Annotated in this window: 11 protein-coding genes; all 11 read left to right on the plus strand. The window is 60.9% G+C overall.

Going from position 1 to position 23,166, the window contains the following annotated elements; all coding sequences use genetic code 11:
- Nucleotides 1-134: 134 nt before the first annotated feature.
- The 11 genes from TU84_RS19920 to TU84_RS19970 all read left to right on the plus strand — a co-directional run bounded on the left by TU84_RS19920 (nucleotide 135) and on the right by TU84_RS19970 (nucleotide 23,117).
- Nucleotides 135-12,644: a filamentous haemagglutinin family protein gene (locus TU84_RS19920; RefSeq protein WP_048372115.1), complete on the plus strand. Its 12,510-nt coding sequence runs from the start codon at nucleotides 135-137 to the stop codon at nucleotides 12,642-12,644.
- Nucleotides 12,645-12,915: 271 nt separating this feature from the next.
- Entirely contained in the window at nucleotides 12,916-14,520 is a 1,605-nt protein-coding gene (locus TU84_RS19925; protein WP_048372117.1) for a ShlB/FhaC/HecB family hemolysin secretion/activation protein, read from the plus strand.
- 25 nt (nucleotides 14,521-14,545) lie between these two features.
- The gene (locus TU84_RS19930; protein ID WP_048372118.1) at nucleotides 14,546-16,363 is read left to right on the plus strand and encodes a DUF2341 domain-containing protein; all 1,818 of its coding nucleotides are present in this window, start codon (nucleotides 14,546-14,548) and stop codon (nucleotides 16,361-16,363) included.
- An 11-nt stretch (nucleotides 16,364-16,374) separates the two neighbouring features.
- Nucleotides 16,375-16,800, plus strand: coding sequence for an ExbD/TolR family protein (locus TU84_RS19935; protein ID WP_048372120.1), 426 nt, complete (start codon nucleotides 16,375-16,377; stop codon nucleotides 16,798-16,800).
- Nucleotides 16,801-16,806: 6 nt separating this feature from the next.
- Nucleotides 16,807-17,487 (plus strand): energy transducer TonB family protein, encoded by a 681-nt coding sequence (locus tag TU84_RS19940; RefSeq protein WP_048372122.1) that lies wholly within the window; start codon nucleotides 16,807-16,809, stop codon nucleotides 17,485-17,487.
- A gap of 39 nt (nucleotides 17,488-17,526) precedes the next feature.
- Nucleotides 17,527-19,227 carry a putative porin gene (locus TU84_RS19945; protein ID WP_048372124.1) on the plus strand — a complete coding sequence of 567 codons (1,701 nt, stop codon included), beginning with the start codon at nucleotides 17,527-17,529 and terminating at the stop codon, nucleotides 19,225-19,227.
- Between the two features lie 18 nt (nucleotides 19,228-19,245).
- The gene (locus TU84_RS19950; RefSeq protein ID WP_048372125.1) at nucleotides 19,246-19,881 is read left to right on the plus strand and encodes a hypothetical protein; all 636 of its coding nucleotides are present in this window, start codon (nucleotides 19,246-19,248) and stop codon (nucleotides 19,879-19,881) included.
- 18 nt (nucleotides 19,882-19,899) lie between these two features.
- On the plus strand, nucleotides 19,900-20,391 hold the full coding sequence (locus TU84_RS19955; RefSeq protein ID WP_048372128.1) for a YbjN domain-containing protein: 492 nt from the start codon (nucleotides 19,900-19,902) through the stop codon (nucleotides 20,389-20,391).
- Nucleotides 20,388-21,329 carry a peptidylprolyl isomerase gene (locus tag TU84_RS19960; RefSeq protein ID WP_048372130.1) on the plus strand — a complete coding sequence of 314 codons (942 nt, stop codon included), beginning with the start codon at nucleotides 20,388-20,390 and terminating at the stop codon, nucleotides 21,327-21,329. The genes TU84_RS19955 and TU84_RS19960 overlap by 4 nt, the downstream gene beginning before the upstream one ends.
- A 102-nt stretch (nucleotides 21,330-21,431) precedes the next feature.
- Nucleotides 21,432-22,418 (plus strand): LysR family transcriptional regulator, encoded by a 987-nt coding sequence (locus tag TU84_RS19965; protein WP_048372132.1) that lies wholly within the window; start codon nucleotides 21,432-21,434, stop codon nucleotides 22,416-22,418.
- Between the two features lie 186 nt (nucleotides 22,419-22,604).
- The gene (locus TU84_RS19970; protein WP_048372134.1) at nucleotides 22,605-23,117 is read left to right on the plus strand and encodes a GNAT family N-acetyltransferase; all 513 of its coding nucleotides are present in this window, start codon (nucleotides 22,605-22,607) and stop codon (nucleotides 23,115-23,117) included.
- Nucleotides 23,118-23,166 lie beyond the last annotated feature (49 nt).

Consider the following 23,166-nt stretch of genomic DNA (forward strand, 5'->3'; position numbering starts at 1 on the left):
ACCGTATCGACTCCGAAGCAACAGCGTTGTTTATGAACTTTCAATGACAATGGTTCAGTCCCGCCCTCTGCCAACTGCCTATCTCCTAAACGTGAAGCTCGCTTTCAAGCGAGAACCAATGAGGATGATTCCAGATGGTCCGTTGCAAACCACCGGTTAACCCGAAAGCCCAAGGCCCTGGCGGCCAACTCACCGTGCGCCTCAAGCCATTGGCCCATGCCATTGCCTTGCTGATGGTGGCGGGTACTGCCCACGGTGCCCCGGCGTTCAGCTCCGGCTGGTTTGCCGATAAGGGTGCGTCTCAGGCTGCAACCGCTGCGCGCAACAATGCTCAAATGCCGAAGATCCCGACGCTGAATCAGCAGGCCAAGGCCAATCAGCAGTTGCAACGGTCTTTGACCACCCTCAACACCAGTGTGGCGGCGATTGCTGCGCAGCAAGCCGCGCAGGCTGCCGGACGGCAAGCGGCGTTGGGGCAGGTGTCGAACATCCCGGACGGGCTGGGCAAAGGGGGTTTGCAAGTCGATAACAGCCTGACCCAAGGCTGGACCAACGCCAAAGGCCCGACGCAAACCCAGGCCGGTGGTAAAACCACCGTGACCATCGAACAGACCGCTGACAAGGCGATCCTCAACTGGGAAACGTTTAACGTCGGACGCAACACCACGGTCGATTTCCAGCAGCAGTCAAACTGGGCCGCGTTGAATCGGGTCAACGATCCGAACGCCAAGCCCAGCGAGATTCAGGGCCAGATCAAGGGCGCCGGTACGGTCATGATCATGAACCGTAACGGCGTGGTGTTCAGCGGTACCAGCCAGGTCAACGTGCGTAATCTGGTGGCCGGTGCGGCGAGCATCACGGATGACCAGTTCACCCAGCGCGGGATTTATGTCGATGTTGACGGCTCAAAACCGACGTTTACCGACGCCGCAGGCAAGGTTGAAGTACAGCGCGGCGCGGTGATTCAGACCCACGCCGCCACGCTGTCCACCGAGTCCGGTGGCTATGCCTTGCTGCTCGGCTCAGAGGTTGAAAACGCCGGCACCATCATCACCGCCAAGGGCCAGACCACCCTGGCCGCAGGCGACAGTTTTTATATCCGCCGTGGCGTCGGGACCTCGGGTAACCAGAACTCCACCACCCGTGGCAACGAAGTCGCGACCAGCCTCAAGGCGGGCAGCACGGCAGGCACGGTCGTCAACAATGGCCTGATCATGGCGTCGATGGGTGACGTGACGCTGACCGGGCACAAGGTCGAGCAAAACGGCGTGGCGCTGGCCAGTACCTCGGTGGACACGCGCGGCACGATCCACCTGCTGAACTCGGTCACCGATAAAACCGGCAGCGTGAGCCTGGGGCAGGGCAGTACCACCGCGATCCTGCTGGACGCCACGGGCAATACCGCGCTTAACAGTCAGCGTGACAGTGGCCTGATCAACCTTGATGGCCGCCCGAACGCGGTCAATATGCCCACCGGGCAGTTCAACCACCTCAGCACCATCAGCGACCGCATCGATCAGTCCCGGGTCGAGATCGTCAGCGGCGGCACGGTGGAATTCAAGGACGGTTCCATCACCTTGGCAACCGGCGGCCAGGTCGCGGTCACCGCGGCTCAGCGCAGCCTGGTCCGCGACGGCGCGATGATCGACGTCTCGGGCGCCGTGGGCGTCAAGGTGTCGATGGAATCCAACAACATCAAGATCAACGTGCAGGGTAACGAGCAGCGAGACGCGCCGGTCAACCGTGACGGCGGCAAACTGATCAACAACGATGTGTGGGTTGATTTGCGCGAACTGGTGTTTGTCCCGGCAGGCACCAACGGCTACGCGACGGATCGTTGGTACACCGCCGGTGGCTTGCTGGAAGTGGGCGGCTACCTCGGTACCCAAGGGCATACCGTGGGCGAGTGGATGGCTCAAGGCGGCACACTGACCTTTACCGGCAATGAAGTGGTCACGGAGAAGAACGCGCAGTTCAACCTGTCGGGCGGCACGGTTGATGTGCAGGGCGGTTACATTCAACAGAGCTGGCTCAAAGGCCCGGACGCCCGCCTGTACGAGCTGTCCCGGGCGCCGGGCGACATTTTGTATTCCGGATTTTACAAAGGTTTTGAAGACGCCAGCCAACGCTGGGGCCGCGCAGACTATTACTACAACCCGTTGATTGCTTCGCAGCGCCGCTACGAAGCCGGTTATACCGTGGGCAGTGACGCCGGCAAGCTGGTCATCGGCACCACCAGCGCCGTGCTCGAAGGCCAGTTGATCAGTGATGTGTTCCAGGGCGATCGCCAGATCAAAACCCCGATCATCAACATCGACGCTTACCAACAGTCGCAGAAAGCTGCGGCGCAGCGGGCGCAACTGATCATCGGCAGCTACACGCCGGTGTTCAACAAGAGCACAGGGACCTTGCGCTACAGCTTGAACCCGGTCACCGGCGAGATCGTGTTCGACACGGGCGTCGAAAAAATCGCCAACGGCCTGGACCTTTTGGCTGCCTTGCCGACTGAGCGTCAGGGCAAAATCATTCTCGACAGTGATCAGCTCAATGGCTTTGAGCTGAGCGCAATCAAAGGTTCTGCCAAGCAGCAAATCACGGTCAACAGCGCGCTAAAAGTGGCCGATGGCGGCGATATCACGCTGCTGACCCCACGGGCTGCCATCAATGCCAACCTGACCGCTCACGCAGGCAGCATCAATGCCGGCAACATTTTCCTGCAGGCCGACAGGGAGCGTGACATGGCGGTGGGGGATGTTTACCTGCGGCCAAGCAACGGCACACCGGCGTGGGTCAAGGTGGCTGACGGGGTCAAACTCGACGCGACCGGGCGCTGGAACAACCTGGCGCAGGACGCTGCGAACAACCCTGCCGCGGCCTGGATCAATGGCGGCAAGGTGTCACTGCGCACCACCGGCGACCTGCAGCTGGCGCAAGGCAGTGTGATCGATGTGTCTTCCGGGGCCACCATTGGCCTGGACGGTAATCTCATCGGCGGTAAGGGCGGCAGTGCAACCCTGGCGGCCATGCAGGCACTTGAGTTGGGCAGTGAGCTGCGCGCTTACGGGATCACGGGCGGCGGCACCCTGGCGGTACAGGCGCGCAAGGTGCAGATCGGCGACACCACCACGGCACCCGATGCCGACACCTTGCATGTGTCCGGTGACTTCTTCAAAAAAGGCTTCTCGGCCTACGACATCACCGGTAACGAAGGCCTGCTGGTCACCGACGGTACACAAGTTGATGTTTCGATGCCGGTCTACCATCAGGGTGAACAGGCTGCGACCACGCCAACGGGCAGCGACCCGACCACCGCGCTGGAGCGCTGGACCCCGGCGCTGTACCAGGAAAACGCCCTCAAGGGTGTGTTGACCCAGCGCCGTGGCGCCAGCCTTAACTTGAATGCGGGCACCACCATCGCCTCGGGCGCATTGGCTGCGAGCACCGCCCTGACGGTGGGCAAAGGTGCAGTGGTAAACGTTGATCCCGGCCAGGCGATTAACCTGCGCAGCATCGGCCAACTGACGGTCGATGGCACGCTCAACGCCTGGGGCGGCACTGTCAGCCTCGCGGGGCTGGCCAACAGCGAGTCCAATAAAATTGACGCCATCGGCCATGGCCGTTCGATCTGGATCGGCGAGCAGGCGGTCATTGACGTAGCCGCGCGTGCCGTGACGGGTGTTGACAGCCTTGGCCGTGTCTATGGTCAGGTGCGCAATGGCGGGCAGATCATTGTCGGCGGCGATGTCAATCCAGACACCGGCATCGTCAAGGCCAGCGATCTGTTTGTGGTGGTGCGCGAAGGCGCACGCCTGGATGCATCCGGTACTCAAGCCCTGTTGGACATACCGGGGCAGGGCCGCGTCAACGTGGCCAGCAATGGCGGTAACATTGCCTTCGCTTCCAATAATGGCCTGTACCTGGACGGCAGCTTCAACGCCAATGCCGGCGGTTCAGGTGCGGCAGGCGGGCGTCTGTCGTTGGCCCTGGAAGCTCCGTATTACCTGAAGGAACACGTCACCAACCGGGTGTTGCCGGTGCGTGAACTGGTCTTGAGCCAGCAGCATAAAACCATTGCCTTGGCTGACAGTGCCGAAGTAGCGGCAGATTCGTTGGTCTACGGCCACGGCGCACTGGGTGTAGATCAGGTCAAGGCAGGTGGTTTCGACAACCTGACGTTGCTGGTCCGGGGTGTGTTCAGCGTTGACGGTGATATTTCGCTGAACCTGGGGCAAAGCCTGCACCTGTACACCGGTGGCGTCAGCCTGACACGCAACGCCAACCCGACGTCACACGTTAACCTCAGTGCCCCGCATGTGGTCCTCAGCGGCCTGCTGGAACCGGATAAATCCGGCATGGAAGCCTGGACGCGGCCTTACATCGCTGACACGTCGCCGGGGTTTCGCAGCCAGGGCACGCTAATCGTTGACAGCGACCTGCTGGACATTCGCGATCGCGTTGGTTTCGGCGACACGCTGAGCTTTGATAACGTCCAGCTCAACAGCCGCGGCGACCTGCGCTTTCTCGCCGGGCGCGATGGCGGCGATACCTCCAGTGGCTTCAGTACCCAATTGCGTACGGCGGGGGACTTGACCCTGCGTGCCGCAAGAATCTACCCCGGCTCTGAAATCAACGCCCAAGTGTTGGTGGGCGACGTCAACATCATTAACAATCGGTTGGTTTTCGATCCGACCCGCACCCTGACCATCGAAAAGGTCGGCAATGATCACGGCGTGGCCCCGGACTCGGTGTTCGGGCGTCTGCAACTGGGGGCTTACACCATCAAGCAGGGCGGCGTATTGCGTGCGCCGTTGGGGATGATTGAGCTCGGTAACGTGGGCGACTCCCGGGTTGAACTGTTGCCGGGCAGCCTGACGTCGGTCAGCGCCAAAGGCCTGGTACTGCCGTATGGCGGCACCGTGGATGATCAGGTTTATCGCTATAAGGGTAAAAACGTGGTCTTCGTCGGCCAGGGTGGCCTGGGACTGACCGGCAGCGGCGAGCTAACGGTCGGGGTCATTTTGGGGGGGGCCAAGGCGACGGTAATGCCTGGTGCCACACTGGATTTGTCCGGCGGCGGTGAGTTGTTGGGCGCAGGTTTTATTTCCGGACGCGGCGGTTCGACCGATGCACGTTTTAACCCGTTGGTGCAGTTTGGTGCCAACGGCGGCTTTACCTTGCCGAGCCTCGCGACCAACCCGGTCTACTCCATTGTCCCGGGCGTTCAAGCCGGCTATGCACCGGCCACGGGCGAAGCCGGCGCGAGCACGCCGCTGGTGGGCCAGCAAATCACTATCGGCGCAGGCGTACCGGGCTTGCCCGCAGGCACCTATACTTTGATGCCATCCACCTACGCCTTGAAGCCGGGGGCTTTCCGGGTAGAGATCAACGGCCTTGCCGGGCAGGGCAGTGATGGTGCCACCACACTGATGCGCAACGGTTCTTGGTCAACGGCAGGGCAACTGTCGATTATCAATACGGGCATTCACAACAGCATTAACAGCCAGGTGATCCTGACCTCGGCCGACACCTTGCGCCGTTATTCGCAGTACAACGAAACCAGCTACGCCCAATTCGCCATGGCCGATGCGGCCAGGCTCGGTGTGCCACGGCCCATGCTGGAAGTGGATGCCAAAACCCTCAAACTGGCGTTTACCGGCGGTGGCGGCAAAGACACCTTCACCTTCGACGGCATTGGCAAGTTTGAAGCGTCCAAAGGCGGTTACGGCGGCACCGTGGGCGTTATCAACCTGGGCGGCGCGACCCTCGAGAACCGCTATACCCAAATCGTCGATGCCAACAGCCCCCTGGAGGCTTTCGAAGGGCTGACGCTGACGGCGCAAAGCCTTAACAATCTGAATGCCAAGCGCATCCTTATTGGCGGCTTGCCCCAAGTGGAATATGGCCGTAACGGTAATATCGTCAAGTTCCCTTATGGCGTGAACACTCCGGGCAACTCGGTGTTTCTGCGCAGCGGTGCAACCGTCTCGGCACCTGAAGTGGTGATCGTGGCAGGCCCCGGCAGCATCGTGATCGAGCAGGGAGCTTCGATTACCACCCTGGGTCGCGGTGCAGCCGCCTATGACGCTCGCGACGGGTTTGTTTACGAGGGTGTGCCGAGCATGCTGGCCGTGTCCAATGGCCTGATCAATGTGCTGCCTTATGTCAACCGCACCGGCGACCCGACGGGCGATATCCAGATCGGTGTTTGCCCGAGCGGCAACTGTTCGGGCCAGACCACAATCTATTCCGAGGGCAGTATCGTCGCCGCCACCGATAAATCCCTGCAACTGGACGATGCCGTGCGTTATGGCACCCGTCACCTGACGCTGGCCTTGAGCAACATTAACGTCGGCAGTACGGCCGGGCTGGCGGATGCGGCCGCGCGCAAGGTGTTGCCAGCGGGCTTGACCCTTAACCAGCAAGTGCTCGAACGTTTGATGCGCGGTGACTCCAGCACCGGTGCCCCGGCGCTGGAAACCCTGCAACTGTCGGCGGGCCAGGCGTTCAACTTCTATGGCAGCACGCTGCTGGACACCTACGACGCCCAGACTGGCAAGTCGTTGCTGAACAATCTGGTGCTGTCGACCCCGGCGATCTACGGTTTGGGCAATGCCGAAGATGTCGCGACCATCCACACCGCCAATCTGATCTGGCAAGGTGCCACGGGCGCACCGGGCGCGGTCATCACTGACGGCGCCGGGACCGGCAGCGGACGCCTGGATATCAACGCCGAGCGCATCGAGTTTGGTTATGGTCCGTTCGCCCAGCCCAGCAGCAACACCGTGTTTGACCGTCTGGTGCTGGGTTTTGCCAACGTCAACCTGAATGCCAGCGATCGCATCACCGCCAACTACAAAGGCAGCCTGTCGGTGTACCAACGTCAGGGCGCATATGACCCGGTCACAGGCTTTGCTCATAGCGGCGGCAATCTCAACATCGTGACGCCATTGATGACCGGTGAAGGAGGTTCGCTGAACCGCATTACTGCGGGCGGTGCGATTGATATTTCTTCATCTGGCGGCCCTCGTGGCACGGTCAACGGCTACGGGGGCGAACTGTCCTTCAAGGGCGATACCCTTCGCCTGGCTTCGGCGGTGGTGCTGCCGAGCGGCAAAGTCACGCTGGACGCCACAGGTGATGTGGTGTTGAACGATGAATCGTTGATCGACGTGGCCGGTCGTGCCGTGGTGTTCAACGACATCACCAAATACGGCGCAGGCGGCAATGTATTGCTCGACAGCCGTCACGGTAATATCCGCCAGGCGGCGGGCTCGACCATCGACCTGTCAGCCAAACACAACCAGGGTGGCAAGTTGCGCGCCGTGGCGCTGGACGCGGCGGGCGGTATGGTGGATCTGCAAGGCAAGATCCTGGGCGGCAACAGCGGTTACTACAATGCCGGTGGCACCCTTGTGCCGTATCAGGGCAGCAGCGTCGAAGTCCAGGCTCAGCGCCTGGGTGCCACAGGCTCGCTGGATCAGCAGTTTGCAGCGCTCAACCAGCGCCTTAATGACGGCGAAGTTTTCGGCGCCCGCAGCTTCCAGCTCAAGCAGGGTGACCTGACCATCGGTAGCGGTCTCAAGGCCAATACCATCAACGTCTCGGTCGACAACGGCACGCTGCGTGTTACAGGCCTTGTGGACGCCAGCGGTGAACGCGTGGGCAGCATCAACCTTGCGGGCAAGCATGGCCTGACCCTGGACGGCAGCGCGGTACTCGATGCCCACGGCAGCCAGGTGCGTGTCGACAGCTACGGCAAAATCATCGATTCACCGAACCGGGCGATGGTGGTGCTGGGTTCCGGCACCGGACAACTGACCTTGGCCGACGGCGTGCGCATCGACCTGCGTCACGGCACTGCGGGCACGCCGGGCAATGACGGGCGCAACCGAGGCACACTGGAAATGAACGCGCCGCGCCTGAACAACAACGACATCGCCATTGATGCCAGCGGCCGTCTGGACATTAAAGGTGCGCGGGCAATCACCCTTAACGGCATGGCGACTTACAATGATGCGCCCGTGATGACCGATCCGACCGCCAGCGGCAGGCCGTATCAGGTGATTGATCAGGCGTATCTGGATGGCAAGCACGCCTTGAGCACGGCGTTTATCAACGCCGCGTTGCAAAACAGCAACCTGCTGAACAACAAGCTGGCCGGGTTGAACAACGCCACCTACGCCGACGCTTTCCACCTGCGTCCGGGCGTGGAAATCATCAGCAACACCGCGAATGGCGATCTGGTGGTGCAGGGCGATATCGACCTGTCCGGCTATCGCTACGCCAGTCTCAATCGCAACAGCCAGAAAACCTCGGTGTACGGCTCGGGTGAGTCCGGCAGCCTGACCTTGCGCGCCGGGGGCGACCTAAGCATCTACGGCAGCATCAACGATGGCTTCGCGCCACCGCCGGAAACAATGGATGACAACGGCTGGGTGTTGTTGAAAGGTCGAGACTTTACCAGCGGCGATACCATCGTGCCGGGCAATGGCGTGGTTCTGGCGGATGGCACCACCTACATGGCCGGCTCGGTACTGAACTACGATTTGCCGATCAAAAGCATGACCGTGGAGGCCGGGACGCGCTTGCCTGCGCGGGCAACATTGGCACAAGCATTGACCTTGCCTGCCGGCACCGTGTTGGCGGCTGCGGTACTCGACGCTTCGGGCAACACGCTGCTGGCAGCAGGCACCTTGCTGAACCAGCCATACACCTTGCAAGCCGGTACTCAACTGGAAGCCGGGACCTTGTTGGGTCAGTCCATTTCGCTGCACGCCATGACCTGGCCTAAAGGGGTGCCATTACCTGGCATGGCACGGCCCCTGAATACGATTGAAAATACCGTCACCCTGGATGGCGACATTACCTTGGCGCGCGGTGCGCTGATTCCGGTGGGCACCAACGTCAAGTTGGTGGGCGACGTGGATTCGATTCAGTTGCGCCCTGAAGTGGCCGGGCGTCAGGGTAAAGTCTGGGCCATTGCACCGATGCTGGCCGAGGGCTCGCAGTCGTGGTCGTTGCGTCTGGTTGCCGGGGCGGACACGGAGGCAGCCGACAGCCGCCTGCTTCAGCCGCACCCGAGTACCGGTACATTGCGCCTGGCCGACAGCCACTACGGCATGTTTGCCAAAGAGTTGCCACCTAAAGGCGTGCTGGTCTGGACTGCCTACGCGGTCAATGATCTTGGTGATGCGGGGGTTGTGGTCAAGGAAGGTGATCCGATAGATCAATCGGTTCTGGATGAGTTTGGTCTGGGCACGATTGCCGAGTTCTGCAGCAACTTTGCGGAGTATTGCCAGGCCAAAACCACCTATGTGTGGACCGAGTACGCCGCGGCCGACCTTGAGAGCATCGGTATCATCGTTGAGGTGGGCGGTGTGATCGATGACCAGTTCCTTGCGGACCTGGGGGTTGAAGGCGGCGCGTCTAAGTTCTGTGTAGATTCACCGGACTATTGCTTGTCCAAGAGCCCCAAGGAGTATGCACCGCTGCCTACCAGTTCGAGCTTCAGCGTCGTGCGTACCGGCACCGGCGACCTGCAATTGCTCAGCGGTGGCAACCTGAGCGTGGACTCGTCTTACGGCGTTTACACGGCGGGTACTTCGTCTACCGGTACTTACGCGGGCGATCCTTTCAACCAGCCACGGGCGTTGCTGGGCGGCAGCACTGTGCTCAAGGAAAACCCCAGCTACTTCGAGCAGTTCGTCAACGGTGGCAGCGAAAGCCTGTACCGCGCCTGGTACCCCGAGGCGGGCGGTAACCTGACGCTGAACGTCAATGGCAACCTCACCGGCAACCTCGACAACGGCGGGCGCTATAGCCAGTTCAGACCCAACCCCGATGACTACGGCAACAACCGGGCGGATGTCGGTAACTGGCTCTGGCGTCAGGGCAGCGGCGACGTGGCTACGGGCGGGCAGGCGCAGCCGACGGCCTGGTGGATCAACTTTGGTACGTACACCAACATCATTTCTGACAACCTGATTGGCTTCACCGGCTTCGGTACCTTGGGTGGCGGTGACCTGGACGTGACCGTAGGGGGCGACGCGGGCTCCTTGAAAGCACCGACACCCACGCCCGATGGCAACAACAAACGCACCCAGGGCCTGGTGCTGGCCGTTGGCAGCACGGGCCGGGTGAGCAGCGATGGCAGCTTGCAACTCACCGGTGGCGGCGACCTGCGTCTGCAAGTCAGCGGTGCGCTTAACCCTCAGGCTCTCATCGAAACGCTCGGCAATCGTGACGGTGTGCTGGTCAACACGCGAGGCAATGTGCAAGTGCAGGCCGGCAGTATCGGGCGCATCGACACTGTCTACGGCACTTCGGCCCAGGTGCCGGGTGATGTACGTGCAGCAGAACCGTTGCGCGCCAGCCGCAGCAAACCGCAAGGCGGGATAACCCTGGTGGCAGGCGATGCCACGTTCAGCCTGCACACCTTGGGCGACCTGGTGGTACAAACGGTTGAGGATGCAGGACGTGTGACGCAGTACAACCGATCGGCCTTCAGCCGTGATGGTCTCAATGGCGGCTCCAGCAGCTGGTTTACCTTGTGGACGCCTGAAACGGCCGTCGACCTGTATGCCGAAGGGGGCAACCTGACGCCGTTCATGGTGGGCTCGAACACCGACATGGCGGTGGTGTATCCATCAATCCTCAGGGCGACCGCCGCCAGCGGCAGTTTTTACTACGGCAAGGCCGGCACCACCCGTGATTACGCGAGCTACACCTACCCGCTGCTCCTGGCACCGGGCAAAAACGGGCAACTGCAGTTCCTCGCGCAGGACTCGATTTACGCCGGTGGCTTTAGCGTGACCCAATCCAGTACAGCGCTCAGCAGCATCGCTACCCCGTGGAATCCGGCCTTTTTTGCAACACTTGGGCGGCAGAACTACAGCAACCTGTCACAAACCGGCAACTACGGCACTTACGGCAATGGCGGGCTGTCACTGTTTACGTTTGGTCCGGGTACAGCCTCTGAAGCGTTGAGCAATAGCGCTGATCCTGCGCGCTTCTATGCAGTGAAGGGTGACCTTGTGGGCGTCAACAGCGGCCGGATCATTGCTTACCAAAACGCCAACGTGGCCCATGTCGGTGAGACCTGGTACGAAGGCAGTCGCCCGGTGTGGATGATGGCCGGTCGCGATATCGTCAGCAGCGGTGCCAACCCGGGTGACAATGGCGAAATTTATCCGGGCGTGATCACCACGGGTAACCTGTTCGTTCATAACAACGCGACCGACATCTCCATCGTCTCGGCCGGGCGCGACATCATTTACAGCAGCTTCAACATTGCCGGCCCGGGTGGGCTGGAGATCACCGCCGGGCGCAGCATCGTCATGGACGACAAGGTCAGCGTGACCAGCATCGGGCCGATCATTGCCGGTGATTTGCGTCAAGGCGCGAGCATTGCCATGCAGGCCGGTACGGGCGCCAACGGTGTGGACTACCAGCGTTTTGTCGAGGCTTACCTCAACCCGGCTAACCAACTGGCCGTGGGTGAACCGCTGTCAGTGTCGGGCGGTAAAGTGGCCAAGACCTACGAGAAAGAGCTGGTGGCATGGTTGGCTGAACGCTTCGGTTTTGCCGGTGACAGCGAGCAGGCAGTGGCTTACTTCAACCAATTGCCAGGCGAGCAGCAGCGCGTGTTTGCCCGCGAGGTGTATTTTGCCGAGCTGCAGGCAGGCGGTCGCGAGTACAACCAGGCCGGTGGCGTGCGTGAAGGCAGCTATGCCCGTGGCCGGGCTGCGATTGCGGCGCTGTTCCCGGAGAAGGACGTGGCGGGTAACCCAATCGCTTATCAGGGTGACATCCGCATGTTTGGCGGCTCCGGGGTTCACACCGACTTCGGTGGCTCCATCCAGATGCTCACCCCGGGCGGCAGCCAGACATTCGGCATCGAGGGTGTCGCACCGCCAGCTTCGGCGGGCGTCATCACCCAGGGCGCGGGCAATATCCAGCTGTACTCACAGGGCAGCATCCTGCTGGGCCAAAGCCGGATCATGACCACCTTCGGGGGTTCGATCATGGGCTGGTCCGCCGAAGGTGACATCAACGCCGGCCGAGGCTCGAAAACCACCGTGGTCTACACACCGCCGAAACGCACCTATGACAACTGGGGCAACGTCGCCCTGTCGCCTTCGGTGCCAAGTACCGGTGCGGGTATTGCCACGCTCAACCCGATCCCGGAAGTGCCGGCAGGCGACATCGACCTGATTGCACCCTTGGGCACCATTGACGCGGGCGAGGCGGGGATTCGCGTGTCGGGCAACATCAACATCGCCGCCTTGCGTGTCGTCAACGCGGCGAACATCCAGACCCAGGGCAAATCGTCCGGGGTGCCGGTGTCGGCAACCGTCAACACCGGAGCTTTGTCTTCTGCCAGTTCGGCGGGCGCGGCAGCGTCCCAGGCAGCCGACAACGCCGCGCGCAACCAGCAAGCGGCGGCGCGGCAGCAACGTGCATCAATCGTCACCGTTGAAGTCTTGAGCTTTGGCAGTGAGCCGGTGCAACACGGGCCGGAACAAACCCGGGCGCAGCCCGGTTACAACCCCAACAGCCCAGTGCAGGTGCTGGGCGCCGGGCCATTGAGTGAACAGGCACGTGCGAGCTTGACCGACGAGGAGCGGGGTCAGATCAGCCTGTAACCGCAGCACATTTTTGTAGTTCGACCTTGGGGTGATCATTGATCACCCCTTTTTTTTGGGCACCTCATTTCGCTGTAGGAGCGAGCTTGTCTCGCGATCTTTTAACGATCAAAAGATCGCGAGACAAGCTCGCTCCTACAGGGACTTTGGGTCCTGTTTAAAAAGATGAATGAAGCTTTTATGACATCAGTTCGGTAGCCCCCGACCACGCTGGTCTTACCTGTGTAACGCGCTAGGCAACGGGTTTTATTACGGCAATTTAGGGGGCGGTGTGGAGCATTTGTTCAAGTCAATCAGGCCGGTCGGCGGCGCAGCGCTGTGCTGGCTGGCGCTGGCGCAGCCGGTACTGGCGCAAGAGCAAGGCGCGCAGGCGCAAGGTGCAGAGCGGCGGGTAGACGTCAACGAGTACTTCGTACGCGGCAATACCGTGCTCGACGCGCAGGCCATCGAAGAAGCGGTGTATCCCTTCCTGGGGCCGCAAAAAACCTTGAGTGATATCGAGGGCGCCCGCGATGCCCTGCAGAAGACTTACCAGGACCGCGGCTATCAATCGGTGTTTATCGAACTGCCCGAGCAGAAAGTCGACGACGGCATCGTGTACTTGCAAGTCAGCGAAACCAAAGTCGGGCGGGTACGGGTGGTGGGCGCCAAGCACTATTCGCCTGTCGAAATCCGGGAAGAAGTGCCGGGCCTCAAGGAAGGCACCGTGCCGGATTTTACCAGCGTGCAAACCCAGCTCGCTGGCATCAACCGCAACGCCGGGCGCCAGGTCACGCCACTCGTCCACGAAGGGCAACGCCCCGGCACCATGGACATTGACCTGCAAGTCGAAGACCAAAGCCCCTGGCATGCCAGCCTGGGCCTGAACAATGACTACAGCGCCGACACCAAAAGGCTGCGCAGCGTCGCCACCGTGGGTTACGACAACCTCTGGCAGTTGGGCCACAGCGTTTCCCTGACGTTCTTCACCGCCCCGCAAGACATGGATAACGCCAAAGTCTGGTCCGGTTCTTATACCGCGCCTTTGAGCGAACGCTGGAGCCTGCAGTTCTCGGGTTATCAGTCGGACAGCAACATCGCCACCATCGGCGGCAGCAACGTGTTGGGTAAAGGTCATTCCTACGGTGTGTCGGCCATCTACAGCCTGCCGTCGAGCGGTACGTGGGCCAACTCGCTGTCGGCCGGGGTCGATTTCAAAGACTTCGATGAGCAACTGCGTTTTGGCGAAAGCAACGACAAGGTGCCGCTCAAGTACGCGCCGCTGACCTTTGGCTACAACGGTTACAACTACACCGAGCAAACACAGCTGGGGCTGGGCCTGAACCTGGTGATCGGCACCCGGGCCTTTTTCGGTTACGGCAGCGACTCCCAGGAATTTCGCGACAAGCGCTGGGATGCCAGCCCGAGCTTCGCCGTGCTCAAGGGCGACGCCAACCTGACTTCTACGTTCAAGAACGACTGGCAACTGGCGTCCAAGGTCGGCTTCCAGTTGGCCTCTGGCCCGCTGGTGTCCAACGAACAGTATTCCGCCGGTGGCGCCACCTCGGTGCGCGGTTACCTCGCCGCCGAGCGCACCGGTGACGAAGGCTACCTGCTCTCGCAAGAAGTACGCACCCCGTCGCTGGCCAAATACCTCGGTAGTTACGTGCAGGAATGGCGCTTTTACGCCTTTGCCGACGCAGCACAGCTGTACCTGCGCGACGCGCTGGAAGAGCAAGAAGACGACTACCGCCTGGCCAGTGTCGGCCTCGGCACCCGCGCCAGTTTGAGCAAGTGGCTGTCCGGCAGCCTGAACTGGGGCTACCCGCTGGTCGATGGCCCGAACACCCAAAAACATGACTCTCGACTGCACTTCAGTGTGCAGGCGACTTTCTGATTCGCTTTCACGGAGATCCGTTCACATGCAACGCATATTAATGAGTCTGTTGATTTGCCTGGGCTTCGCGCTCCCGGCCACCGCCCATGCCTGGTGGCAGGATGACTGGCATTACCGCAAACAGATTTCGGTGGACACCACGCCACAAGGCGCGGCCATTAATGACCCGCTGGGCCGCACAGCGTTGCTGGTTCGTTTGCACACCGGCAACTTCACCTTTGACGGGGTCAAGGAAGACGGTTCAGACCTGCGTTTTGTCAGTGCTGACGACAAGACGGTGTTCAATCACCAGATCGAAAGTTTTGACCCGCTGATGGGCATGGCGCTGATCTGGGTCGATGTACCCAAGGTCGAAGGCGGTCAGCGTCAAGACCTGTGGATGTATTACGGCAATCAGAAAGCCGCGGCCACTTCGAACGGTCAGTTGACGTTCGATCCGAACTACACCGTGCTTTACCATTTTGAAGGCGCCAACGGCACACCGGCACGTGACACCACGGCGTACGGCAACACTGCACAAAACGCCACCGGCACCAGCATTGACGGAGTTATCGGGCGTGCCTTGCAGCTTGGCGGCCAACCTGTGTTGCTGCCTGCCAGCCCGTCGCTGCAACACAACGCGGGCGCTGCGTTCACCTTCAGCACCTGGTTGCGTCTGGACCAGCCGGCCGGTGAGCAACTGTTGCTGGCCCGCCGTGAAGCCGGTCACAGCCTGTTGATCGGTGCCGATCAGGGCGTGCCTTTTGTTGAAATCGACGGCCATCGCGCCGTCTCGAACCAGCCCCTGAACCCGGGCCAATGGCAACACCTGGCACTGACTAGCGAAGGCGAAAAAACCTCATTGTTTGTCAACGGCCGTGAAGCCGCCAGCCTGGCAGTGGCCATGCCTGCCTTCAACTCACCGATGGCCATTGGTGCCGACGTGCCGCAGGCTGCTGACGCTGAGCCAAGCCATTACCAACCGTTGAACGGGGCCATTGACGAATTGCGCCTGTCCAAGGTCGCACGCCCGGCCAGCCTGTTGTTGGCAGATGCGACTGCGCAGGGTTCCGAGTCCAAGCTGGTTGCCTATGGCGTTGATGAAGAACAGTCGGGCTTCGGCTTCGGCAGCCTGGGTTTCCTGTTCAATGCCGTGCCGATGGATGCCTGGATCATCATTCTGGTGCTGGTGGGCATGATGATTCAGTCGTGGATCATCATGATCCGTAAAAACCGCATGGTCACTCGCGTCAGCAAGGCCAACGAAGTGTTCCGCGAGCAGTTCGCCCACGTCGGTACGCGTCTGGAAATGTTTGCCGATGACAAGGCCCTGGCCGAGCGTCTGACCTATTCGCCGCTGTGGCGCCTGTACCTGGTGGCGGTCAAGGAAATCCGTACCCGCCGTGCCCAGGGCGCTGATACCTCGTCGGTGTCTGCCGCCACCATCGAAGCCATCCGTTGCTCCATGGACGGTGTGCGCACCCGTGAAAACCAGCAACTGAGCTCAAAGCTCTCGACCCTCTCTAATGCCATCGCCGGCGGCCCTTACATCGGCCTGCTCGGTACGGTCATGGGGATCATGGTGGTGTTCCTCGGCACCGCGATGGCCGGTGACGTGAACATCAACGCGATTGCACCGGGTATGGCGGCCGCCTTGCTGGCCACGGCCATGGGCCTGTTCGTCGCGATCCCGGCACTGTTTGGCTACAACCGCCTGATTACCCGCAACAAGGAAGTCAGCGCTGACATGCGGGTGTTCGTCGATGAGTTCATCACCCGCCTGGCGGAAATGCACGGCGAGAGCCAATTCAGTGAAGCAGCGCATCAGCGCGGCCATCACGCCAACGCCGCCTTGCCGGCCTGAGGAGAAACGTCATGGCTTCTGTAAACGCCGCCCACGACGATGACGATGATGCCGCCGTCGACAGCATCAATATCACGCCCCTGGTAGACGTGCTGATGGTGGTGTTGGTGATGTTCATCCTCACCGCCACCGCACAAGTGTCGGGCATCCAGATCCACCTGCCTAAAGCCAGTGCTTCGGTGTCGTTATCCGAAGCCAAGACCAAGGCTATTTCGGTGAACGATGCCGGGCAGGTGTTCCTCGATGCCTACCCGGTCACCTTGAGCGAACTGGAAGAACGCCTGCGTATCGAGAAGGCACAAAGCCCGGATTTTCCGGTCATCGTGCGCGGTGACGCCATGGTCCAGTACCAGAAAGTCATTGAAGTGCTCGACCTGCTGCGCCGCTTGGAGTTGTCCCAGGTCGGCCTGGTCACCGGCAAACCGAGTCAGGGCTGATACGACATGAGTGCACAGACTCCAAACACGCTCTTGCGCCCGCTCAAGTGGGGCGCCGGCCTGCTGCTGGGCGGCGTTGCTGCCTGGTTTATCTGGCAGTGGGCCAATGACATGAGTGGCGTACGCCGGGAGGCGCCGAAGGTGCCAACGATTATCCCGTTGCCGCCGCCACCGCCGCCGCCGCCGGAAAAACCCAAGGAGCCTGAACCGCAGGTGGAAGAAAAGGTGGTTGAGCCCGAGCCGTCACCGGAGCCCGAAGACGTCAAGCCCGAGGAAGAAGCGCCGCCGTCACCGGCAGATGACCTGGCCAACCCGATGCAGATCGATGGCGACGCCCAGGCCGGTAACGACGGGTTCAACGTCGGCGCGGGCAAGGGCAGCGGCATGGCCGGTTCTGGCGGTGGAGGCCTGGGTACCGGGACGTACAAGCAATACCTGGCGGGGATCTTTCAGCGCCTGCTGCGCGAAGACCCGGAGCTGCGCAAGAAGGCTTACCAGGTGCAGGCCGACCTGTGGCTGAGCGCGGATGGCCAGGTCACCCGTGTAGTGCTGGTGCAGTCCAGCGGTGACGCCCAAACCGATGCTCAGGTGCTGGCTGCCTTGCGTGCGCCGCATGCCACGCAGCGCACACCGGCTTCGCTGACCTTGCCGGTACGACTGTCCCTGAAGGGCCGTCGTCCGGAGTGATTGAACTTTTTTGCAGTTTTTTACAGGAGTTGTGAGCACATGATTTCCCCCGTGAATCGACTGACCCTGGCGGTCGGCATGGTCATCGCGACCCTGGTTGGCCCCGCATCGGCAGCGACTGCCGCGCCCTCGGAAAACGCCACGATCAACCTGATCCGCCTGCTGGTCGAGCAAGGCGTGCTCAAGCAAGCGGCCGCTGACGGGCTGATTGCCCAGGCCGAACGTGAAGCTCAACAAGCCCGTCAGGCCAGCGTAGCCCCGGTGGTTGCCGCTGGCCCTGTGGCAGCGCCTGGCGATGTACGGGTGCAATACGTGCCGACCGCCGTGCGTGACCAGATCCGTGATCAGGTCAAGGCTGAAGTGATGGCCACCGCCAAGCAGGAAAACTGGGCTCAGCCCAACACCTTCCCGGAGTGGGCGTCACGCATCAGTTTTGACGGCGACATCCGCCTGCGCGACGAATCCCGTTACTTCTCGGGCCACAACAGCAATGAAATCGTCGACTATGCCAAGTTGAACGAAAACGGCCCTTACGACGTTAACAAAGACAGCAACACCAAGATGCCGCCGTTGCTCAACACCCGCGAAGACCGCGAAAACCTGCTGCGCCTGCGCGCCCGTCTGGGCATGAAAGCGATCATCTCGCCGGAATGGACGGCGGGTATCCGGGTCGGCACCGGCAATGACAACAGCCCGGTATCGGCCAACCAGACCCTGGGCGGCGGTTTTGGCAAGAAAGACCTGTGGCTTGACCAGGGTTACTTGAGCTGGAAAGCCATGCCGGGCCTGACCTTGACCGGCGGCCGCTTTGCCAACCCGTTCTACTCAACGGACATGATGTACTCCAAAGACCTGAACTTTGACGGGATCGCAGCCAACTTCAATCACACGCTCGACAAGGATTGGGGTGTGTTCGCTACGTTGGGCGCGTTCCCGGTTGAGTACAGCTCGGACACCGCGAGCAGCAACGGGCTGGACAAGGAAGACAGCAAAAACAAGTGGATGTTTGGCGGCCAGATCGGCGCTGACTGGAAGCTCAACAGCGACAACAGCCTCAAGGGCGCGCTGGCTTACTATCGCTTTGAAGACCTTGAAGGCAAACGTTCTGCCCCGTGCAAGCCGTGGCAAGGCCAGCCGGGTTGCGACACCGACGGTTCCCGCCTGACCTTTATGCAAAAGGGCAACACGGTGTTCCTGCTGCGCGACATCGTGCCGAACCCGGATACCCCGGGGCTTACGCCACAGCCTCAGTTTGTGGGCCTGGCGTCCAAGTTCGATGTGCTTGACCTGAACCTGGCGTGGGACGCCCAGTTGCCGGAAAACCTGATGCTGCGCACCCAGGGCAACTACATCCGCAACCTGTCATACAACAAAGGCAAGATGCTCAAGCGCTCGGAAGGCGAGATCGTCAACAACCTCAACAGCAGCGGCGAGTTTGAGAGTGGCGGCAACGCAATGATGCTGCAATTCACCCTCGGTAACGCGCTGGAAATGCGCAAGCGTGGCGACTGGAACGTGCTCGCGGGCTACAAGTACATTCAGCCTGACGCCTTGCCGGACGGCTTCAACGACTCGTCCTTTCATCTGGGCGGCACCAATGCCAAGGGCTATTTCGTCGGCGGCAGCTACGGCATCGACAAAAACATCTACGCCAGTGCTCGTTGGTTGAGCGCCTCCGAAGTGTATGGCGCGCCGTTTGAGGTCGACGTCATGCAACTGGAACTCAACACGCGCTTTTGATGCGCCGGGAGAAACCACATGAACACCCGAATTTGCGGCCTGGTACTGGCCTTGGGCAGCCTGGCCGCGACCGGTGCATCAGCCGAAGGCATGGAGGAGCGCCTGCGCACGCAATTGCGCAGCACCACTGCGCAATTACAGACGCTGCAAAGCGAGCAGGCCCAGGCCAGCGCCGCGCGCATCGCTGCCGAAAACCAGGCCAAACAGGCGCAGGCACAGATCAAGCAATTGACCGCCGAGCTTGAGAAAACCCGAGGCGTGGCCGAGCAGTTGGTGGGTCAGCAACAGAACCTGCACAACCAGGCGCAAGCCCAGGTAGCGGCGAGCAACGAACAGACCGGCAAGTTTAAAAAGGCCTATGAAGACCTTTTGCAACTGGCGCGGGGCAAAGAAGCCGAACGTGCACGCTTGCAGACGCAATTGACCGAACGTGACACACACCTGCAGCAATGTGCTGCCAAGAATCAACAGATGTACGGCGTGGCCCAGCAACTGCTCGCGGCTTACGAAAAAATCGATGTGGCTGAGGTGATGAGTATTCGCCAGCCATTCGCCAGCGGCGCACGAGTCAAGTTCGAAGAACTGGCCCAGGGCTTTGGCGACGATTTGTACAAGACCCGGTTTGATGCCCCCCAAGCAGCCCTCAATCATTGATAGACAAGGAAGCACACCATGAGCGATTTGATCACCAGCGTTACCGTCCAGACCCTGACTGAGCTGCTGCAAGCGGCAGGCTACCGCGTCAATGAAACCGAGCAGAACGGCATTGTGCAACTGCTCAGCGCCAGCCAGGGCATCGGTTTTGCCGTGCGTTTCGGTAACCCGGCAGTGGAGCAGGGCAGCTACGTTGACTTCACCTACAGCTGTGCATTGCGCGTTCAAGGCCAACTGCCACAAGGCCTGACCGAAGTGTGGAACGCTTCGCGGCGCTTTGCTCGCCTGTCGCTGCAGGGCGAGTTCTTGCTGATGGAAATGGACGTGGTCGTGGCCGGTGTCGGTGAAGTCCACCTGCGCAGCCAGCTGGAGCTGTGGGACCGCTTGCTGCAAGAGTTCATCGTGTACCTGCGTGAATACAGCCAGCAAGCGGCGCAGTTGGCAGCCCAGGCCGAGAAACAAGAACAGACCGAGTCTGTCGACAACCGCGAAGAGGCGACTGCCCTGTGAAGAAACCAACCCTGGTGGTCGGCGCGGGCGCGTTGACCTTGCTGGTGGTGGCGGTGGTTTTGAGCCTGCGTCCGGGTAGCGACCCGGTTGCCGCTCAGCAACCGGCGCCGGTCCTTGATCTGCAGCAAAGCGGCCCTGCGGTCGCCCGCCTGGGCAGTCAGCAAATAGATGTCCAGGAACTCAAGTCGGTGATGGCGACTTTACCGCCAGAGGCTCGCGAGCAACTGCGCAGCAACCGCAGCGCCCTGGAGACTTGGCTGCGTTCCCGATTGGCACAAAAGGCCGTGCTGGAACAAGCCGATGCCCAGGGCTGGCGTCAGCGCCCCGAGGTTGAGCAACAGACCCGCGCTGCCGCTGAGCAGATCGTATTCCGCGATTACATGTTGTCGGTCAGCGAAGTGCCGGCCAACTACCCGAGCGCCGCCGAACTGCAAGCGGCCTATGACAGCGGCAAGGCTCAATGGGTGACGCCGGCACAGTATCAAGTCAGCCAGATCTTCCTCGCAGTGGGCCCGGGGCAACGCGCAGAAGGGGTGCGCCGCCAGGCGCTGGAGTTGAGCCGCAAGGCTCAAGAGGCGCCGGGTGAGTTTGCAGAACTGGCGACCCAGTACTCGCAAGAACCCAACAGCGCCCGGCATGGCGGGGATATCGGGATGCAGCCGCTGGAACAGCTGCTGCCAGAGGTACGTGGCGTGGTCTCGCGGCTCAAGGTCGGGTCAGTGTCGGATGTGGTGCAAAGCTCGGCGGGTTTTCATGTGCTCAAGCTCACGGCCCAGCAGCCTGCACGTACCGCCACCCTCGACGACATGCGCGAACGCCTGACCCAGGCCTTGCGCGCCCAGCGCCAGGAGCAAATCGCCAAGTCGTATCTGGAAGGCATGCTCAACACGGCAACCCTGAGCATCGATGGTGCGCAGTTAAACAAAGTACTTGAGTAAACCCCGCGCAAGGACGCGACACTGCAACAAGCTGCGATTGCCAACAAAATCAACAGATCGCAGCTTGCCCCGCGCCGGCACCACGACAGGGAGTCACCCTACATGGCATTTCAAGAATCGGCTGCACCCCAAAGCAACACCGGCTACCGCAAATCCTGTGAATTGTCAGAACCAAGGATGCTTCTGGCGAACACCCTGAGTAGCGATGTGGCGCGATTTTTTCTGGTGAGCGCCCGCTGTGGCTGCTTCACTCAGGCAGCACGCAGCCTGAACATCAAGGCCACGCTGTTACGCAGGCAACTGACCCAACTGGAAGATCGCCTCAACTGTACGCTGTTCAACTATCAGGGGCGGTCGCTGGTACTCAGCCCTGAAGGCCAACGATTGCAAGCCCAACTGATTGCCCTGGCGGAAGCAGAGCAATTATCGGTGGCCATGGGCGAGCAACCGCGCATTCGCCTGGCCGTCGCTGAAACAATCCTGCATGACATTTTGGGGCGTGACCTGATTGCCTTGTTACGCCGAAATGCCAGCATCCGCCTGGACATCATCTCGCTGAAAAACCACCACGCCTTGCGAACGGTCGAAGCTGACGTGGTGCTGTGGCTCTCAGACATGGACCCAGCCCCGTCGGGCCCGAGCTTCGCCGTTGAGTCCGTCAGGCCGTTGGCGCGTTTGCACTACCTGCCGCACATCGCCAAACGTTACTCGCGGCTAATGACCCGCCCAGAAACCCTCGACGACCTGGCTGACTACATGCTGGTGCAGTGGCAACCAGACCAACAGGTACAGGTGCTGCAGCCGTGGAATACGCTGGTGGAACAGCGCCAGGCGGCCGTGGTGCACGTACACGATTACTCATTGATGCTGGAAATGATCCGCTGCGGCGCCTGCATCGGTTTGCTACCGCGCTACATGAGCCACTTTGATCGCGGCCTCACCGCCATCCCCGGGCTGCTGCCCGCCAGCCTGGAGCGGCAGGCCTGGCTGGCCGTCAATGCCGCAGCAGCATTCCCGCAAGAGGCTCAGAGGCTGGTGGACCTGATCGTCAGCACCTTTGAAGGGCGTAAAGAGTGGTTTGATTTATGAATCTGAGGGCTGCTTAAGGCTGAGATTTTTTGATCCTCGGCATGATACGAGAGAGCTTTGGCGCAATGTAAAGCTATGTTTTGGCTTGACCGCTCTCATTGTTGGGTTGCTTGATGGTGAGCGGCAGGAAGGGTGTGCAAGCATCATCCTCGTACCTTCCATTTACGTTGAACAGTGGAGCAACGCTTGAAAAACATCACCATCCGCCAGGCTTTAGCGTCAGATGCCTCTTCACTGTATGAGGCCGAACGCGAAACTTCACGTACCCCCGGGCTGTTGGTTTCACGTCCCCACGAGTTCAACCGGGATGCCTTTGAACGGAAAATCAACGCACTAAAAGACCATGGTCTTTACTTGGTTGCGCAGTTCAACGGCCAGCCGGTCGGGCATGCGTATTTGGAGCCTTTGGGGCTTGAAGCCTTGGCACACGTGATGAGCCTGACCATCGTCGTGCACCCTGGATATGTGGAGCAAGGGATCGGCCACGCCTTAATGACCCACTTGCTGGAATGGGCGGGGAGTCAATCCACTTTGCTGAAGGTCGAACTGCGTGTACGTGAAGTGAATCACCGCGCCATTCGTCTGTATCAGAAGTTTGGCTTCGTCGAGGAAGGGCGTCTGCAAAATCGCATCCGCTTGCCTGACGGGGCGCTTATCGCTGATCTGACCATGGCCTGGTTTGCCCCGGATAAAGGCTGAAAGCTGACCCGCTCAGCGCAGCCGCACGATCAATCATGAGAAGGAGCAG

Source organism: Pseudomonas helleri (assembly GCF_001043025.1).
In the GTDB taxonomy this organism is placed as follows: domain Bacteria; phylum Pseudomonadota; class Gammaproteobacteria; order Pseudomonadales; family Pseudomonadaceae; genus Aquipseudomonas; species Aquipseudomonas helleri.

Coding starts and splice junctions, on each gene's coding strand:
- TU84_RS19920 (WP_048372115.1), top strand. CDS start 135: ATGGTCCGTTGCAAACCACCGGTTAACCCGAAAGCCCAAGGCCCTGGC.
- TU84_RS19930 (WP_048372118.1), top strand. CDS start 14,546: ATGCAACGCATATTAATGAGTCTGTTGATTTGCCTGGGCTTCGCGCTC.
- TU84_RS19935 (WP_048372120.1), top strand. CDS start 16,375: ATGGCTTCTGTAAACGCCGCCCACGACGATGACGATGATGCCGCCGTC.
- TU84_RS19940 (WP_048372122.1), top strand. CDS start 16,807: ATGAGTGCACAGACTCCAAACACGCTCTTGCGCCCGCTCAAGTGGGGC.
- TU84_RS19945 (WP_048372124.1), top strand. CDS start 17,527: ATGATTTCCCCCGTGAATCGACTGACCCTGGCGGTCGGCATGGTCATC.
- TU84_RS19950 (WP_048372125.1), top strand. CDS start 19,246: ATGAACACCCGAATTTGCGGCCTGGTACTGGCCTTGGGCAGCCTGGCC.
- TU84_RS19955 (WP_048372128.1), top strand. CDS start 19,900: ATGAGCGATTTGATCACCAGCGTTACCGTCCAGACCCTGACTGAGCTG.
- TU84_RS19965 (WP_048372132.1), top strand. CDS start 21,432: ATGGCATTTCAAGAATCGGCTGCACCCCAAAGCAACACCGGCTACCGC.